An 18,329-nucleotide genomic window follows, 5' to 3' on the forward strand; every position below is an offset into this window, starting at 1 on the left:
GCGTACTGTAACGGACGGCTTCATCGATGAAATCATCAACCTTTGTGAAGTGGAAGAGTCGTTTCCCTCGCTGTTTCGTACACTTCATTACACACGCTTCCGCCTGCAATCTCTCGACGAAGCATCGTCCTCCGCAAGCGGAATGGGGAAAAAATATATCGGAGCTACTCTTTGTCATTGACACGGAACTGGAATTGTTGAAGATGCGGATGCAGGGAGTTCTTCCTGCGTTGCCCGTCAAACCAGTCCAGAAACTCCGTTGGACAGGTAAATCAACCGACTTGGTCGAACTCCTTTACGCCCTTGACACCTGCGACTGCATTAACAATGGTAAAATCGGTGTAGAGGAATTGTCAGACGCCTTTTCTGAAATCTTCAGCGTGGAAGTCAAGAACTGTTACAATGTCTATATGAACATGAAGCGCCGCAAGGACGACAGCCGCACCTACTTTCTTGATGAACTCAGGGAGGAATTGAACAGGCGAATGAAGGAAAGCGACCTGAAAGGCGGCAAGTTTAAGAAGCGGTAAATCCTCATATTAAAGCAAAAGGGGGACACCGAATTGTTCCGTGTCTCCCTTTTTACATCGTTTTCTGCAACCAATAGTCGCAGAATTTGTTCTTATACTTTGCTTGTTATTGATACGCTTTCCACTTTTCCGGTATCTGTAAGTCATAGTCAGAAACGGCAAGATGGATGGTATCAGGTAAAAGACTTTGGCGAAACCGATTTTCGTAACGCTTCAATTGCGTCGGTTGTCCGATACCCATTGAAGCCAAGTTGCTTGAATACTGATTGGGAGGAAAATACACGAACACTTTCTGCCGTGCCTGTGTCGCAAGTTCAATTGCCGGAATCATGTCGCTGTCAGCAGAAACGACAATAGCCACATCACAGTTTTTCTGATAGGCGTCTGCAACAATTTGTGTTGCAATTCTCACGTCTGTTTCTTTTTCCTCGTGAGTATGTATCACATTCCCACACTTGAAGCAGGTAATCTCTTTTTTTAGATATTTGCCCAAGATCAAACGAAATTTCGGATTCTCTTTATTCGCCTGAAAAAAAGCATTCTGCCGTCGGCTTTGTTCTATATCATCAGGTCTGGCAGAGAAGTATTTTACTGCAATCAATTCCTGATTGGGTCGCATGAAACTCTCAAATAATTTAACAATGTCAAGCCAATAATATTTCCGCCATCGTGTGGTCGATTTCAGTCCATAGTAAAAGTTGAATCCATCGATATAGACGATAACTCTTTGCTTTTCTTCTGTTTCCATAACTTCCATATAAAAAATAAGCCACCCCATTTCTGAAGTGGCGAGCCTTAGTCTTTTCCACCTAAGGGCGATAATCTGATGCAAAGGTAAGCATTTCCTTTTATCCGCCAAAATTTTTCTATAAGTTTTTCATTCTGTCCATAAAATGTTGATTCGTAATTCTCCAACTATTAGTTGGAGAATTACCACCTCTTATCGAAAAGCCCTGATAACTCTATAGACAGCCCACAAGCAGGTGAAAGGAGCGGTGAAGACTCCTATGATGACAAAGAGGAGGAGTTTGAAGATATAGTAAAATACCCACTGCCAGTTTGTTCCTGCAATCATTTTATAGGGAATGAACTTTTCTGCTCGATGCGTTCGGAGAAGTTAGCGGTATCTTGGCACTCGATATCTGTCCCTGAAGCTGGTCGGCAGCCCCTCCGAGCCAAGCGTCCATGGTCTTAGACGTATTCGCCTGAAAACAAGCAAGGCCATCGTCCTATGTCCTTTTCGGCTTATTTCTGTTCGTGAACGGTAAACCCTTCCGGAATCGTAAACTTGTCGGCCGGTATCGTCTCGTTCTCTCTGATTTCTTTGGCTTCATCCGTGACGACTACTTGTCCCTCGTTGACCGACTCGAATTTCAGCATGATCCCTTCCCATATCCAGACCGTCGCCTGGAACTTCGTGTCTCCCTGCGGAATGTCGAGCGTATATTTTTTACACAATTTACCGGCTATTTCTTCTTCGCCGCCTTCCCTGATGTTGTATTTCGTCCTGTCTTCCTGCGTCAGATTACGGTAGTTCTTCGGTTCGTCAGATGCAGGCATCCGGTAAGCTTTTTTCTCCTCCAAATCGATGGCTACGTTCGTCTTTCCTTCGACAATGGTACGCATGAGCTTATCCATATTCGTCACTTTGATATGTAGCTCGGCCGCCTCCTTTTTTCCGTAATCGTCGAAATAAAGCGTATTCTGCATCTTTTGTCCCATGGTTGTCACTTCTTTTTTGATGACAGCCGATTTGATGCCGTACTTCGTCATTTCCTGCGCGGAAAGCCGGATGCCTGACAACAAAAGCAGACCTGTAATAAACAGTCTCATTTTCATATCATTCGTTTTGCAATGAGGTTATAAACGGTTACATAATTTCTTTTGCCATTCCCATGCCGATTTAAGCGTATCGGCCAATGTCTCCCGAGCTGTCCAGCCCAGCGTTTCGTTGGCGTGTCTCGGGTCTGCCCATACTTTCTCGATGTCTCCTTCACGACGTCCGATAATCTTATGAGGTACCTTGACGCCTGTGGCCTCTTCGAATGTGCGGATCAGTTGGAGTACGGAAACGCCGCGCCCTGTGCCGAGATTATATATTTCGAGCGGCTTGCTCGAGGCATTGTTCAACATCCGGTCAATGGCAATGACATGCGCCTTGGCCAAGTCTACCACGTTAATGTAGTCCCGTATGCAGGAGCCGTCCGGAGTGTCATAGTCGTTTCCGAAGACACACAGTTCTTTACGTATACCTGCTGCGGTCTGTGTCAGGAAAGGAACGAGGTTTTGCGGAATGCCGATGGGTAACTCGCCGATTTCGGCCGAAGGATGTGCACCGATCGGGTTGAAATAACGCAGCAGGATGCTTTTAAACGGCGCTCCGGCATGAATCGTATCGCGTATGATCTCCTCGTTGATCTGTTTCGTATTGCCGTAAGGTGAGCAGGCCGGCTGAATAGGCGCCTCTTCAGTAACCGGCAGATGGCCGGCGTCCGGCTGTCCGTAAACGGTGCACGACGAAGAAAAAACAATCCCCTTAACACCATGCTTGGGCATCAGTTCAAGCAAGTTAATCAGTGAAACAAGGTTGTTGCGATAATATTTCAACGGTTCCTGTACGGACTCGCCTACCGCCTTGCTGGCTGCAAAGTGAATGATCCCCTCAATACCCGAATGATCGGTCATCACCCGGTCTAATGCTTCCTTATCGTTACAGTCAACCGCCTCGAAAGCAGGTCGCCTCCCCGTAATCTTTTCAATACCGTCGAGCACACCGATCTCCGAATTGGATAAATTATCGATGCTGATCACCTCATAGCCTGCGTTTTGAAGCTCTACCGTCGTATGCGAACCGATGTATCCGGTTCCGCCTGTCACTAATATTTTTTTCGTCATAAAAGAGTTGAGTTTTTTATCGCCAAAAGTAGGTAATTTATTTCGTTCCGTAATGTTGTTCTTTTGAAGAGAGCTCATAGAAAAAGAAAATCACAACAAAGCGGACTTTGCTGTGACTTATACCCATTGTATGGGTTGTCCAATAAATCTTACAGTGATTATTGAAGTGTCGTTACTTCTTGAAATAATCTTTTACCGAGTCGTTGGGAATCATTTCTTCTTGGAAGATATATGCACCCGTTTTGGGCGATTTTACCATCTTAATCACTTTGGAATAAGTACGTCCGCCTTCTCCCGACTTAAAGGTTGCCACCGTTTTTTTTGCCATGGTTCAAATCTCCTATAAAAAATTATTACTTAATTTCCTTATGTAAGGTCATCTTCTTTAAAATCGGGTTATATTTTTTCAACTCCAACCGTTGCGTCGTATTTTTACGGTTCTTTGTTGTGATATAACGCGACATTCCGGGAAGACCGCTTTCCTTATGTTCCGTACATTCGAGAATGACCTGCACTCTGTTTCCTTTTACTTTTTTTGCCATTGTTTGTTTCCTCCTCTATCTACGTTATGCACCTAAATATCCCTTATCGGCAGCTTTCTTGATGGCCGCATCCAAACCGATCTTGTTGATCAGACGCAAGCCGGCAGCCGATATGCTCAAACGAATCCAGCAATCTTGCTCTACCCAATAGAACTTCTTGGTAAACAAATTCACATTAAACTTACGCTTCGTCCGTACATTCGAATGTGCGACATTGTTCCCCGACATCGCTTTCTTTCCGGTAATTTGACAAATCTTAGACATTGCTTTATTACTTTATTTTTTTTCTTCTTGTTTTTATCCACAAAAGACGCCAAAAGCGACCTCCTCCTCTTATCCCCTCGGTAAGGGAGGAAAAAACGCTACGCGTCTTCTTCTTACGTACGCAGGATGAGATTTGAACTCACACACCGTTGCCGGCACTACCCCCTCAAAGTAGCGTGTCTACCAATTCCACCACCTGCGCATATTGAAGGGGTGCCCAGAACAGGACTCGAACCTGCATGCCTCTCGACACACGCACCTGAAACGTGCGCGTCTACCAATTCCGCCACCTGGGCTTACTTCAATTTTTTTTTCAAGGCGATCGCTTCTCGCTCTTCGTACATCCTTTGTCAAGGAGAGTCCCCGTATCCCGGCTTTGCAGCAACAAAAAAAGAGGAGAAGCCTCCTTTACATCGTGAGCGGAAGACGGAACTCGAATCCGCGACCCCAACCTTGGCAAGGTTGTGCTCTACCAACTGAGCTACTTCCGCACTATTTTCTTTACGCATTTGCAGTCTGCCGATGTCGCTTTTCCCTTGCCAAGGTTGGAACCTTTTATCTTTCCGGGGCAAGGTGGTGCTCTACCAACTGAGCTACTTCCGCACTATTTTCTTTACGCATTTGCAGTCTGCCGATGTCGCTTTTCCCTTGCCAAGGTTGGAACCTTTTATCTTTTGGGGCAAGGTGGTGCTCTACCAACTGAGCTACTTCCGCACTATTTTCTTTACGCATTTGCAGTCTGCCGATGTCGCTTTTCCCTTGCCAAGGTTGGAACCTTTTATCTTTCCGGGGCAAGGTGGCGCTCTACCAACTGAGCTACTTCCGCACTATTTTCTTTACGCATTTGCAGTCTGCCGATGTCGCTTTTCCCTTGCCAAGGTTGGAACCTTTTATCTTTTGGGGCAAGGTGGTGCTCTACCAACTGAGCTACTTCCGCACTATTTTCTTTACGCATTTGCAGTCTGCCGATGTCGCTTTTCCCTTGCCAAGGTTGGAACCTTTTATCTTTCCGGGGCAAGGTGGCGCTCTACCAACTGAGCTACTTCCGCACTATTTTCTTTACGCATTTGCAGTCTGCCGATGTCGCTTTTCCCTTGCCAAGGTTGGAACCTTTTATCTTTTGGGGCAAGGTGGTGCTCTACCAACTGAGCTACTTCCGCACTATTTTCTTTACGCATTTGCAGTCTGCCGATGTCGCTTTTCCCTTGCCAAGGTTGGAACCTTTTATCTTTCCGGGGCAAGGTGGTGCTCTACCAACTGAGCTACTTCCGCACTATTCTCGCTACGTATTTTTATGATTAGCGGGTGCAAAGATATGGTCTTTTTTTTATATTGCAAGCATTCTGCCACTATTTTTTTTGAAATGCTTGTTGGAATAATGGCAAAATGCCGCTTATCAGACGTTTTTGCAGCCGATTATTTTTTCAAACCAGTTGCTTCCAACCACACATCAGCCATCAGTTGACGCCCCGGCAGGTCGGGATGTACGCCATCTGCAGACCAGTATCGGGCAGGAGCCAGCTTCATCGCCGCATCAAAAGCTGACTGATAAGGCACAAAGACTGCTCCGAATTCATTCGCCAACTTTTTTAGCGACTTTCGATATGCATCGAACATCGGAAACCACTTCGGTTCGTCGATGGCCGAGCCACCGCGAAGAGCAAAAGGTTCGCCCAAAACAAGCTGGATATGAGGAAGCTTCTCCTTCGTATAATTCAACAGATCGCGAAGATCATTTTCATACGTTTCTGCCGTTCCCTTGTATCCACTCGAAAGCGTATGCCAGAAATCGTTCACACCAATCAGAATACTCAGGATATCGGGCATAAACGTCAAGGTATCGACTTCCCAACGGTTGCGCAACTGATAGACCTTATTCCCGCTGATACCACGATTGTAAATTTTGAGTTGCCTGTCGGCATATGTCTTGAGCAGTTGTGTTGCTGCCAATAATGCATAGCCGGGCCCCATCATATCGAACGTGTTACAATCGACGGCCTCCCGATTTCGTCCGCAGTCGGTGATTGAATCGCCTTGAAAAAGGATCACGGCATTGTTTTTGACCGTAATTTTGGGAGCTGAAACGCTGTGTTGTTCGTTAACTACTGCTTTGGCCAATTCAGGGAGGGATAACATACCTAATCCGGCCAATGTTGTGTTTCTCAAAAAATCTCGTCTTGTCTTCATCGTATTCATTATTTATTTTTTTGTTCGTTATATTTATTCGTAGTTTTCACTCTTCACTCTTCACTTTTTTATAGATTATACAAATCGATCCATTCGTATGTATTCTGCACATGATCCATAAAACGCATGAAATCGCTGTTCGAGAGGATGAGCGAAGCCGTATTGATGCACGGATGAAAACTCAATCGCGAAGCTTTCTGCAAGTTACGGTCAAGAAAAACATGTACATGGTGCGTTTCGTCGTGAATCAGTCCGAAAGGTGTTACCGAACCGGGGGTAACGCCAAGAAACTTCACCATTCGCTTCTCGGAAGCAAAGGTAAGTTTTCCCTGTCCAAGTCGTTTTTCTATGGCATGTATATCCATCGCACAATCACAATCGAGAATGACCAAATAATGGCAGTTTCCCTTATGATTGCGGAAAAATAAGTTTTTGCAGTGCTTCGCATCGTGCCCGGCCCAATATTGTTTGGCGATCTCGATCGTCGGGGCAGGCGGATGTTCAAGGTATTCGAACTTGATACCGAGTTGCTCCAGCAATGCGTAAAGACGCGGGTCTCCGTTCATCGTTTGCAAGAGAGGTACATCAGATTCGTTTGATCAACTCGGAGAAGAGCCGCGTCATGACATCTGTGGCGCGGTTGGCCGCTTTGACTACTTCGTCACCGTCGTTCTCAAAATCATCTGCAAAATGGTATCCTTCGTTTGTGATGACCGACATGCCAAAGACACGCAGTCCTGCATGACGGGCAACGATCACTTCCGGAACCGTACTCATGCCGATAGCATCGCCGCCTGCTTTGCCATAAAACGCATATTCGGCCGGTGTCTCATACGAAGGACCGGTAAGGCCGACATACACGCCCTTTTTGAGTGGAATATGATGTTCTTCGGCAATCGCCTCGACGTGCTTGATAAGCTCACGGTCGTAGGCGCGGGTCATATCCGGGAAGCGGGTCCCGAAGGTCTCATTGTTCGGACCGATCAACGGGTTCGGCAGCATATTGATATGGTCGCGGATGATCATCAGATCGCCTACATGAAACGTCTGATTGATGCCTCCCGCCGCATTCGAAACGAGCAGATTCTTCACACCGAGCAACTTCATCACACGCACGGGAAAAGTGACTTGTTGCATCGTGTATCCTTCGTAATAATGGAAACGTCCCTGCATGGCCATCACCGGCCGCCCCCCCAGCATCCCGAAGATTAAACAACCCTTGTGCCCCATGGCTGTAGAGTTCATGAAATGAGGAATCTCAGCATATGGGATAACCGTCGCTTCTTCAATTCTGTCGGCCAGCGCTCCCAACCCGCTACCGAGAATAATCGCTGTCTCCGGCTCTCCTTTGATCTTTGGAGCCAGATAATCCGCAGCTTCCTGATACGTTGTTTTCATCTAATTCGAAATTCGTTTGTTCACTCCGCAAAAGTAATAAAATTCGTCTTTATCCGCAATGAAATCTTTTCTGTCTCTAAATTTTTATCAGAACAAAAGAATCTATTTCGTATTATTTTTTTGCACTATTATGTTATTGTAGTTTTTGTGAATAAAAACACAACAATTTTAAACAATAAACATTAAAGACGTTACTTTTGCCGGTTTTCATTTCTTTTTGTACTTTTGCAGCCGCAATAAATAATGGATTGTTGTATTGATTTCGGGGTGTAGCGCAGTCCGGTTAGCGCACCTGCTTTGGGAGCAGGGGGTCGTGGGTTCGAATCCCGCTACCCCGACCATCGGGAGAAGCCTTTAAAAGTCATAATAGTAGAGACTTTTGAGGCTTTTTTTATGCTCAAAAACGAATGAATCCTTTTGTCAATACACTTGCTTTTGGGGTAATAACGTGTATTTTTCGTAGCCTTGATATTGAGCAAAAATTGAGCAAATGCATATCCGAGTAACAAGAGCCCAAAAAGCCTCGGCACTTTCAATCCCACCGTATTAAACAAAGATATGGCAGCCATCGCTATTCTTGACACGGATAAACCGAACATACCGGTTTCGAACATAAAAAGCAGATATTGAGATATCAAAAAAACACAATATCTTTGCAATCGTAATACATAAGCACCCGCCGGGGAGTATGTTTTCAAAGCACAAGTCAAAATATGGACACATGTCGTTTTCTCGAAAAAAACAACAGACGAGCTTCTTTCGTAAGTCAATTGGAGTAACGCTTTGTTGGGTGATCTGTTTATCGGTTCCCTCTCATGACGAATACCGTCGTTCTCAGATTCGGGAATTACTTGATAGGGCTGAAGAAATGTTAAATGCCGACCCGTCCAAAGCAATATATTATTCGAGTCAGGCCATTACCGAAGCGCAGAAAGTAGGAGATACGGGGGGAAGTACGATGGGGCAAGCTATCCTCGGTGAAGCATATATGAGTCTTGGCGATTTCAATATCGGCTTTGAAATATTGACTCATGCAATGGAGGTTTGTCCGCCGGACAGTCTGCATCTGAAGGCTTGCATATTTCTTCACTTGTCCGGAGCATACTTGAAACTGAAAGATTTGCATAAGGCTTTTATGTACGTGGACAAAGCAGCCGATATTTACCGGGCACAGAATGATTCGCTTCATTTGGCCCGTTGCTATAATGCAAGAGGATTAGTTTATATTCAGAAACCGGATAATGTTCGCGCCGAAGAAAATTTTAAGGCGGCTTTGAGCATCAATCGTAAGATGAACAATCTCTCATCGTTGGCAGCCAACCTGAATAATCTTTGTTTGTATGAGGGAAACAGTACTGAAAAAGTAGCTCTGTTAAACGAGGCGATTGCGATTAACCGGACCTTGGAAAAGATTTGGGCTTTAGGTGAAAATTACAATAACCTCGGCACACAATATTTTTATGCACGAGATTATGAACATGCTTTGGCTGTTCTGGATACGGCCGTGAGCTATGCCACAAAAATCAATGCAAAAGAACTGGTGGCAGATAACTATCGTTATAAGTCGTGGGTTTACGAAGCTCGAAAAGATTACAAGAACGCATATGCCTATCTGCTGCTACTTTATGGGGCAGAAAAGGAATTATTGATGATGAATGAAATGAGACAAATCGAATTGAATATCGTACAAAAACACCTCCGTGATAAGGAGCAGCAGATAATTATGCGGGAGCAAGCGTATCAAATCGACTTTCTCCGTTTGTGGGTATCTATCGCTGTATTGGCTGTAATTGTCCTTATGCTCGCACTCTCTTATGCGGTATATCACTATCGGCAGAAGAAGAAATTGGTGTTGCTTGAAGCGGCCAGGCAACTCGAAAATCATGAAAAAGAACTGATGGCACTGAAATTAAAGGAGTCTGAGCATGAGGCGCAGACTGTGCAGCAGGAACTTGAGCACCACCGGAAAGAGTTGACCAATCTTGCTTTTTTTATTCGTAGCCGGAATGATTTATTGGCACAGATACAGGAAAAAATAAAAGCGGGATATAAGCTTTCGCCTGCCGAAAGTGAACGTCATTTACGCAATATTTATACCTATATATCACAATTCAGCGCCCGTGATACGGAAACGGGAGTTTTAATCGACGAAATAAACCGGCAGTTTATCGAACGCCTCTCACAGCTTCATCCTAATCTCTCCGGAAATGAGAAACGTTTGTCTTCTTTGCTGCGTGTCGGATTGTCGACGAAAGAAATAGCCTCCATCATTCATTCGACACCTAAAACGGTCAATATGGCGCGTTATCGGTTGCGAAAACACTTGAATCTCGAAACGGATGACAGCCTCACAGAGTATATGAAGCAGATATAGATGATCTCATTCGTCTGTAAAAGTTGATTACCAATTTGGGTATGTTCTTAAGTGTAGATAAATGTTTTTTTGAATCTATACAAAAGATCATAATGTAGCATATGTTGTAATGATTATATATCTGATAAAAAGCATTTTATTTTTTCTTTTGTAGATATAAATAATTCCTTTTAATGGGCTTTGTAGGCATAAAATAGGATTGAAAAAACTTGACAAATGAACCTTAAATATCTAATCTTGTCAAAAATTTTAATTTGAAATACTATGATAGTAACGCAAAGTCGGAATCGATTAGGTATCGGTTTAAATTTTAAAACAATGTTTGTAGGACTGTGTTTTCTCCTCTTACCTTCGTGGAGTATAGCACAGCAAGTCTTAATTAAAGGAGTGGTGTATGATGATCATAATGTGCCGGCTATCGGTGTAAATGTGGTCAAGAAAGGAAGCACTGAAGGAGTGATAACAGATTTGAATGGACAATTTGAGATTAGGGCTTCACAGGGCGATGTGCTTATTTTTTCGTATATTGGCTTTGCTACACAGGAGATAACCTGCGATGGACAGTCAAATATCATTGTTCGGCTAAAAGAAGATACCGAGGTTTTGGAAGAGGTTGTTGTTGTCGGTTATGGAACAATGAAAAAGAGTGATCTTACGGGTGCAATTTCTTCGGTGAATGTGGAGGAACTGGCCGGCCGTGCAACAACAAATCCGGCAGAGGCGTTGCAGGGCAAAATCTCGGGTGTGAATATTCGTAAGTCGGGAGGAAATGCGGGCGCCGGAGTATCGGTTAAAATTCGTGGGGTAAAATCTTTCGGAGATAATGAACCTCTGTATATTATCGATGGTTTTCCCGGGAATATCAATAATATCAATCCGCAGGATATTGCTTCAATGGAGGTGCTTAAAGACGGTGCTGCTGCCGCTATCTACGGTTCTACCGCTGCTAATGGAGTGATTATCGTAACGACCAAGAATGGGAAAAAAGGAGAGTTGAAAGTCGATTTTAATACATGGCTTAGTATGGTGCATGTCGCCAATCGGTTGTCAATGCTTGATGCCAAGGGATATGTGCAGGTACACAGGCAGATGTATGAGAATTACAATCAGCAGTTTCCCGGCAAAGCTATTGAATTGCCAGAGTATATAACGAATCCCGGTAATTCGGATACGAACTGGCAGGATGAGCTGTTTCGTACCGGTCTCTCACAACATTACATGGTTGGTCTGCGCGGAGGAAGTGAACAGGCTCGTTATGCTGTTTCCTTCAGCCATGCCGATGATAAAGGGGTGTTATTAGGTAATCGGTTCAAACAGGAAAATGCACGAATGAAACTGTCGGCACGGAAAAACATTTTCGAACTTGAAGCCAACATCGGTCTTCGTGCAACCCGGAGTTTACAGCCGCAATATTCATTGAAAGAGGCCTACATGATTTCACCCTTAGTGCCTGTTTATGATGAATCAGAACGTTATGGATATGGACTGACAAACAGGAATGGACTACCGAGTAATCGGAATGTTCTGGCTGATCATCATTTTCGGGAAGCCGTCACGAACAGGTATCATATAACGGCAAATGCTTCGGTCACAGCTCACTTTACGGAGTGGCTCAATTTTCGTTCTGCTTATTCTTATCGTGGAGATCATCAACGGTATAACTATCATACGCCTCCGTATGTCGCAGATGTCAAATCACCGACAGAATATCCCCTACATACCGAATCTTCTTCCTATTGGCAAGAACAGGTAATCGATCATATCCTAACATTGAATAAGGCATTCGGCGATCATTCGGTCAATGCGATGGCCGGAAATTCTGTTACTTTGCAGGATTATACTTGGAATAGCGTCTCGGTAGAAGGTAAGACGCTGGTACATGAAGTGAAGGACGGAAAACTTGTCACTCATGAGAAACCGGGCGGATTTCTTGATCCTTATTTCGGGACCATTAACGCCGGAAAAGGGGGCACATATACAGGTGAAGGTTCCCTCTATGCATATCGTAGGGTGTCTTTTTTCGGACGACTGAACTATGCTTATGCCGGTAAGTATATGTTACAGCTGACATTCCGTCAGGATGGTTCTTCCAAATTTGGTCGTGACAGCCGTTGGGGATTTTTTCCTTCGGTTGCATTGGGATGGCGTATTTCTGAAGAGCGCTTTTTCCCGAAGGACGGCGTGTTTAGTAATCTTAAATTACGTGCCAGTTGGGGACGGCTTGGGAATGAGCAAGCTTTAGGGTATTACGATTTTCAGGCATTGATCTCTACCTATAATAATTTATATGGAGGTTATGTACAGGGTTCAGGTTCGACACCTTGGCCGGGCAGTACAGCGAGAGGATTGGCTAACCGTAACCTGCAGTGGGAAACGACAGATACGAAAAATATAGGATTTGACTTCGGGTTGTTTAACGGAAAATTGTCCGGATCAGCAAATTATTATTACAATCGGACGGAAGATATGCTGATTACTAAAAAACTTGCTCCTTCGGTTGGATTATTTGATCCCGTCATGAATGTCGGGAAGATACGCAATACCGGTATTGAGCTGGAGATGAGTTGGCAGGATAAAGTCGGGGCTCTTCAATATCATACAAGTTTCAATTTAACGACTACAGCCAATAAAGTTGTTGAGTTGTCAGACCCGAAGCAAGCTCTTTACGGTGATGGGCTGAAATGGGGAACGGAACATTTTCCGACACAAACGAGAGCGGGGTATCCGATTGCAGGGTTCTATTTATATCGTACCGAAGGTATATTCCAAAGTGACACCGAGGCAGAATCCTATAAAAACGATAAGGGAGAACGCTTGCAGCCGAATGCGAAGGGGGGAGATATCCGTTTTGTCGATATAAATGGAGATGGCGTGATCAATGAAGAAGACAAAGAATTTTGTGGGGCTGCTATTCCTAAAGTCGAAGCAAATCTAACATTCGGTGTTGACTATAAAGGATGGGACTGTTCGTTCTTGCTTGGCGGAGGCTGGGGCGGTAAATTATACAATGCGAATCGTTATTTTTACGAAGGTATGAGCTCCGGCTCTAATTTCCTGGAAACAACACTGAATGCCTGGACTCCTGAGAATAAGCGAACGGATGTTCCTCGTGCGGTATTGCAGGATATGAACGGGAATGCACGTGAATCAGACCGTTTTCTCGAAACAGGCAATTACATTCGCATGCGCCAACTACAACTTGGATATACGTTCTCGCCATCCGTATTGCATAAACTACGAGTGGAAAATCTGCGCCTCTATACCAGTGTAGAAAATCTCTTTACAATTACCCCTTATACGGGAATCGATCCCGAATTTTCACGTAAGAGTGCTGCCAATCCGACATCGGATGTCCTGAATGCCGGAGTGGATACACATATCTATCCATTCACGCGATCATATATTGTGGGATTGCAACTTTCATTTTAATAACTCCTTAATACATCATAATCATGATACAAATTAGATATATAACGTTTGTTCTTTTATTGTCCGGTATCCTTACGGGCTGTGATGATTTTTTGACAGTCAGTTCCCCCGACGAGTTGACCTCCGAGTCGTTCTGGCGAAATAAATCGGATGCGGAAGCCGGATTAGCCGCTGCATATTCGAAATTGGAAGCTTCTACCGATACATGGGAATTTCCTGAGGTTTTTTTCCCCGTAGAAGCTTATCGCGAAGATATTATCAAACCGGGATCGGATGCATATAATTATCCGAATTGGATCGAATTGGCAAATTTTAATTACACGAACGGCAATTCTCAATTCTCTGCTTATTGGCGGGATAATTACTATGGTATTAATTATTGTAATCAGGTCATTGAAAATCTACCCCATATACCGGCTGATAAAATAACGGACACCGATCGTGCAATGATACAGAACGAGGTTTATTTCCTACGGGGGTATTATCATATGAAATTATTATTGAACTGGGAACAGATCGTTATTCGAGACAAATATATTTCTTCGGTGGCCGAGCTGGATAAACCGTTGTCTACTCGTACCGAAGCATGGGATTTTATTATCGATAATTTCAAAAAAGCAACAGCATTACCGGCCAACCGAACTTCCGAAACAGTTGGACGAGCTACTCAGGGAGCAGCTTACGCTTATCTCGGATGGGCACACCTGACAAGAGCATACGAGGAAACAGGCCGGAAAGATGCGTCGCTAAATGCAGCTGTCGAGGCATTGAACCGGGTGACGGGATACGAGTTGGTGAAAGAGTTGCGTACCTTATTCGATGGCACAAATAAAAATTCGAAAGAGAGTATTTTTGAGATACAACTTACATTAAGTACGGCCAATGGAGCGCGTTACCGCACCCAGCTTCATCGATTTATCGGCTGTTCCGAATTGCAGGGGTGGGATGAGGTACTCCCGACGGATCTGCTGATACAAGCTTACCAAAAAGAGGGTAAGACGGCGACAGACGGTCGTTATGACGGTCGTTTGTATGAAACGCTCTTTTTTAAGGATGAATATTTCAATGATACTGTTGCAAAACGTGTGTATGACAAGACTTATGACGAATGGTTTCAAGGTGCTGATAAACAGGTGTTCCGTAAATATATGCCGGCAGATGCGGCTGGTTTGAGTGCTGCATATTTTGCTCCGAATATTGTTTTGATGCGTTATGCGAATGTTTTGCTCATGAAGGCGGAAGCTTTGAATGAGCTTGGCCGTACCTCTGAAGCGATCCCTCTTGTTAATGAAGTGCGTAAGCGTGCAGGTATGCCTGCGATGAAGGGGGCCACTCGTGAAGCTGTGCGCGCACAGATTGAACATGAACGTATGCTGGAATTTCCTTTGGAAAATATGCGTTTCTATGATCTTCGTCGTTGGGGAAAGACGAAAGAGGTATTGCATGCAGCTGGACGCTCGAACTTTGATCCGTCCAAACATAATTTTTATCCGATTCCGATTCAGGAAATCAATTCGAATAATGCAATAGATTGATAGTGTTTTTTTGAGTAATATCCCCGTATTATGAAGAAGAGTATTGCGATTTTTTTCCTGTGGCTCCCTGCGACCTTGTTTGCCCAACAATCCAAAGAGTGGGAGAATCATATTGTGAATCAGTTGAATCGGGAGACTATGCATGCCCATTTCGTTCCTTATGCTTCGGAAGAAGGAGCTTTGCTTCAAGACAGCTCCCAACTGCGAACATATTTATTGAATGGGACCTGGAAATTCCATTACTCGAAAAATCCGGCTTCTCGTCCTGTCTTTTTTTATGAAGATCGTTACGATGTGGCGGATTGGGCTGATATACAAGTTCCGGGGAGTTGGGAGTTGCAGGGTTTCGACGTACCGATCTATACCGATACGCGTTACCCTTTTCCTCCCAATCCGCCTCATGTTCCCAAAGAATATAATCCTGTCGGATCGTATAAAACAAGCTTTCGGATACCGGAGTCTTTTGATGGATCCGATATTCTACTTCATTTCGGTGGGGTCGAATCAGCTTTTTATTGCTGGGTGAATGGTCAATTTGTCGGTTATAGTGAGGATAGTCGTCTGTCTGCTGAGTTTTTGATCAATCAGTACCTGAAGCCCGGATTGAATAGTCTTGCGGTAGAGGTTTATCGGTATAGTGATGGTTCTTACCTTGAGGCACAAGACTATTGGCGTTACAGTGGAATCGAACGCGATGTTATGTTGATTGCACGTCCCGCGGTACGGGTCAAAGACTTTGAAGTGAAGGCGTCACTGACGAATCGTTATGTAGATGGGAACTTCGAAATCGATGTGTTGCTGGACAACCGGAGGGAGGTTCGTGGTACGGAAATACAGTTGAATGTGTTTGACGACAATAAACAAATGATCGCTTCTTCTCGCTTGAAAGCAAGAAATCAATCGGATACTCTTCTTTCTTTCCGGAAAATATTTCAACAAGTGAAACCTTGGACTGCCGAAACGCCAGATTTATATACCGTCACGGTTTCAACGTTGGATCGGAAAGGAAGAGTGACGGAATCGTTTGCACATCGTTTTGGTTTCCGAACCGTTGAGATAAAAAACGGCATGTTATTACTGAATGGCATACCTGTACTTATCAAAGGCGTGAATCGGCACGAGCATAACATGTATACGGGGCGTACAATCACCGTCGAAAGCATGGAGGAAGATATTCGTTTGATGAAATTATTTAATATCAATGCGGTACGATGTTCGCATTATCCTAATTATCCTCAATGGTATGAGTTATGCGATAAATATGGCATTTATCTGGTTGACGAAGCCAATATCGAATCGCACGGTATGTCCGATCATCCCTCGGTTCAGACGCTGGCCGATTGGGAGAATTGGGACATTCCTTTTCGGGAGCGCATGATGCGTATGATGGAGCGTGACAAAAACTTTACATCTGTCATTACCTGGAGTTTGGGTAATGAATCGGGATATGGGAAGCATTTTGAAAATCTGTATCATGAAGCTAAACGACGCGATCCGAGTCGTCCCGTTCAGTACGAAGGAGGACACATGGCGGGTTTGTCCGATATTTATTGTCCTATGTATGCCCGTATTTGGGCTTTGCGCCAATGGGTAAACGAACGGCAAAAACGTCCTTTCATTTTATGTGAATATACCCATGCGATGGGTAATAGCGTGGGAAACTTGCAAGATTATTGGGATTTAATTTATAAATATGATAATTTGCAGGGAGGCTTTATTTGGGATTGGGTAGATCAGACTTTTGCACGGAAAGACGATGATGGTCGTGACATCTGGGCTTATGGTGGAGATATGGGGTTTGTGGGTATTGTGAACGATTCGAACTTTTGTGCCAACGGACTTGTTGCAGCCGATCGCAGTTTGCATCCTCATATCTGGGAAGTAAAACATGTGTATCGCTATATCCATTTTGAGAGTGTGCCTTTCTCGTCCGATCTTATCCGGATCACCAATCGCCACGATTTTATCGACGCAGATATCTATGATTATAAATGGAAAATTAAAGCGGATGGTCGCATATTGTACGAAGGAGTGCTCGACGTCCCTTCCATCAAACCGCATCAGAGTATGAACGTGAAACTGCCGTTACCTTCATTCCACAAGGATCCCAACACCGAATATTTCCTTCATCTGACAGCTTATACACGAACTGCTACTCCACTGATTCCTGCGAGACATACGGTTTCTGCCGCCCAATGGCTATTACCGGGAACGAGGATATCGGAAGAGACTCCAGTCCAAGGGGTGTTGACATGTCAAGATTTGGATGAAAAGGTGGTCTTTCAGATGGCTGGCATTTCATTGTCTTTCTCTAAGACAAATGGCGAGCTGGTCAGTTATGTTACCGGAGACAAGGAATTTCTGATCGAAGGGTTGCGTCCGAACTTCTGGCGTCCGATGACGGACAACGATGTTGCCAATAAAACCGGAGAACGTTGCGCAATCTGGAATGAAGCCGGAGAGCGACTGATACTGCAGGATTTTGAATATACGCTTTCGCGTGACCGTCAGAAGGCTATGGTGTCTGCTTCTTATGCGATGCCGGAACAAATGTTTATATGTCGTGTGACATATACTGTTTACGCAGATGGAGTTATTAAGGTGAACTTTGTATTTGAACCGGGCGAATACCCTCTTCCGGAGATGCCCCGTCTGGGAATGTATATGATCCTTAAAGAAGAGTTTGAAAACATGACCTGGTTTGGCCGAGGACCTCATGAAAATTATTGGGATCGCAAAAACAGCGCTTTGGTCGACTTGTACAGTGCATCGGTTTGGGAACAATATCATCCGTATGTACGAGCTCAGGAGACCGCTAATAAGACAGATGTACGTTGGGCGGCTCTCCAAAACGATAAAGGCGTGGGACTGTTAATCCGCACAACCGACGAGCCTCTCAGTGTCAGTGCATGGAATTTTCCAATGAAAGCGCTGAAATATATCCCCTCTGGGACCAAGCGTGTGCATGGCGGAAGCATTCAAAAGCAACCCATGATATGGGTTAATATTGACAGCCGGCAAATGGGAGTTGGAGGTGATACGACGTGGGGGGCGCATACGCATCCGGAATATACGATTACCCCGGTGAAACAGAATTACGGCTTTCTGATTGTGCCGATACGGGAACAGGATGAATTAATATCAAAAACCAAATTGCTGAGATAGAATAGCGTAA

15 protein-coding genes, 4 tRNA genes and 1 pseudogene are annotated in these 18,329 nt (G+C 44.5%); 7 read left to right on the plus strand and 13 right to left on the minus strand.

What is annotated here, in order from left to right:
• Window positions 1–203 precede the first annotated feature (203 nt).
• Complete coding sequence (locus BFO_RS01285; RefSeq protein WP_041590546.1) at window positions 204–530, plus strand: RteC domain-containing protein; 327 nt, start codon at window positions 204–206, stop codon at window positions 528–530.
• Between the two features lie 106 nt (window positions 531–636).
• Here the strand turns inward: BFO_RS01285 and BFO_RS01290 are convergent, their stop codons facing one another.
• The 10 genes and pseudogenes from BFO_RS01290 to BFO_RS01325 form a co-directional block, all read right to left on the minus strand.
• Complete coding sequence (locus BFO_RS01290) at window positions 637–1,308, minus strand: NYN domain-containing protein (RefSeq protein WP_014223748.1); 672 nt, start codon at window positions 1,306–1,308, stop codon at window positions 637–639.
• Between the two features lie 162 nt (window positions 1,309–1,470).
• A pseudogene (locus BFO_RS15990) lies at window positions 1,471–1,626 on the minus strand (permease of the drug/metabolite transporter); the annotation flags it as partial.
• A 149-nt stretch (window positions 1,627–1,775) separates the two neighbouring features.
• Window positions 1,776–2,369 carry a hypothetical protein gene (locus BFO_RS01295; RefSeq protein ID WP_014223749.1) on the minus strand — a complete coding sequence of 198 codons (594 nt, stop codon included), beginning with the start codon at window positions 2,367–2,369 and terminating at the stop codon, window positions 1,776–1,778.
• A 21-nt stretch (window positions 2,370–2,390) separates the two neighbouring features.
• A complete protein-coding gene (galE, locus tag BFO_RS01300; RefSeq protein WP_041591018.1) occupies window positions 2,391–3,425 on the minus strand; it encodes a UDP-glucose 4-epimerase GalE in 1,035 nt (344 codons plus the stop codon).
• Window positions 3,426–3,597: 172 nt separating this feature from the next.
• The gene (locus BFO_RS14715; RefSeq protein ID WP_014223751.1) at window positions 3,598–3,753 is read right to left on the minus strand and encodes a DUF4295 domain-containing protein; all 156 of its coding nucleotides are present in this window, start codon (window positions 3,751–3,753) and stop codon (window positions 3,598–3,600) included.
• Window positions 3,754–3,778: 25 nt separating this feature from the next.
• Complete coding sequence (rpmG, locus tag BFO_RS01305) at window positions 3,779–3,967, minus strand: 50S ribosomal protein L33 (protein ID WP_014223752.1); 189 nt, start codon at window positions 3,965–3,967, stop codon at window positions 3,779–3,781.
• Between the two features lie 24 nt (window positions 3,968–3,991).
• A complete protein-coding gene (gene rpmB, locus BFO_RS01310) occupies window positions 3,992–4,231 on the minus strand; it encodes a 50S ribosomal protein L28 (protein WP_014223753.1) in 240 nt (79 codons plus the stop codon).
• 118 nt (window positions 4,232–4,349) lie between these two features.
• A tRNA-Leu gene (locus BFO_RS01315) sits at window positions 4,350–4,433 on the minus strand.
• Window positions 4,434–4,445: 12 nt separating this feature from the next.
• A tRNA-Leu gene (locus BFO_RS01320) sits at window positions 4,446–4,527 on the minus strand.
• A gap of 122 nt (window positions 4,528–4,649) precedes the next feature.
• Window positions 4,650–4,722, minus strand: a tRNA-Gly gene (locus tag BFO_RS01325).
• A gap of 31 nt (window positions 4,723–4,753) precedes the next feature.
• Between BFO_RS01325 and BFO_RS15435 the strand changes: the two genes are divergently transcribed.
• Window positions 4,754–5,269, plus strand: coding sequence for a hypothetical protein (locus tag BFO_RS15435; protein ID WP_157755267.1), 516 nt, complete (start codon window positions 4,754–4,756; stop codon window positions 5,267–5,269).
• 378 nt (window positions 5,270–5,647) lie between these two features.
• On the opposite strand, the gene BFO_RS01335 is transcribed toward BFO_RS15435, so the two are convergent.
• From BFO_RS01335 to BFO_RS01345, 3 genes are all read right to left on the minus strand, one after another.
• Window positions 5,648–6,418, minus strand: a complete 771-nt coding sequence (locus BFO_RS01335) for an SGNH/GDSL hydrolase family protein (RefSeq protein ID WP_041591019.1) — start codon at window positions 6,416–6,418, stop codon at window positions 5,648–5,650.
• A gap of 68 nt (window positions 6,419–6,486) precedes the next feature.
• Window positions 6,487–6,984: a prolyl-tRNA synthetase associated domain-containing protein gene (locus BFO_RS01340; RefSeq protein ID WP_014223756.1), complete on the minus strand. Its 498-nt coding sequence runs from the start codon at window positions 6,982–6,984 to the stop codon at window positions 6,487–6,489.
• A gap of 19 nt (window positions 6,985–7,003) precedes the next feature.
• Window positions 7,004–7,816, minus strand: coding sequence for a purine nucleoside phosphorylase I, inosine and guanosine-specific (locus BFO_RS01345; protein WP_014223757.1), 813 nt, complete (start codon window positions 7,814–7,816; stop codon window positions 7,004–7,006).
• A 263-nt stretch (window positions 7,817–8,079) separates the two neighbouring features.
• On the opposite strand from BFO_RS01345, the gene BFO_RS01350 reads away from it, so the two are divergent.
• From BFO_RS01350 to BFO_RS01370, 5 genes are all read left to right on the plus strand, one after another.
• A tRNA-Pro gene (locus BFO_RS01350) sits at window positions 8,080–8,157 on the plus strand.
• Between the two features lie 380 nt (window positions 8,158–8,537).
• Window positions 8,538–10,190, plus strand: a complete 1,653-nt coding sequence (locus BFO_RS01355) for a tetratricopeptide repeat protein (RefSeq protein WP_060827178.1) — start codon at window positions 8,538–8,540, stop codon at window positions 10,188–10,190.
• Window positions 10,191–10,508: 318 nt separating this feature from the next.
• Complete coding sequence (locus BFO_RS01360) at window positions 10,509–13,619, plus strand: SusC/RagA family TonB-linked outer membrane protein (RefSeq protein WP_041590548.1); 3,111 nt, start codon at window positions 10,509–10,511, stop codon at window positions 13,617–13,619.
• Window positions 13,620–13,642: 23 nt separating this feature from the next.
• Window positions 13,643–15,154, plus strand: a complete 1,512-nt coding sequence (locus BFO_RS01365; RefSeq protein ID WP_014223761.1) for a RagB/SusD family nutrient uptake outer membrane protein — start codon at window positions 13,643–13,645, stop codon at window positions 15,152–15,154.
• A 30-nt stretch (window positions 15,155–15,184) separates the two neighbouring features.
• A complete protein-coding gene (locus tag BFO_RS01370) occupies window positions 15,185–18,319 on the plus strand; it encodes a glycoside hydrolase family 2 TIM barrel-domain containing protein (protein WP_014223762.1) in 3,135 nt (1,044 codons plus the stop codon).
• The last annotated feature ends 10 nt before the right edge of the window (window positions 18,320–18,329 follow it).

The organism is Tannerella forsythia 92A2 (genome assembly GCF_000238215.1).
Lineage (GTDB): Bacteria > Bacteroidota > Bacteroidia > Bacteroidales > Tannerellaceae > Tannerella > Tannerella forsythia.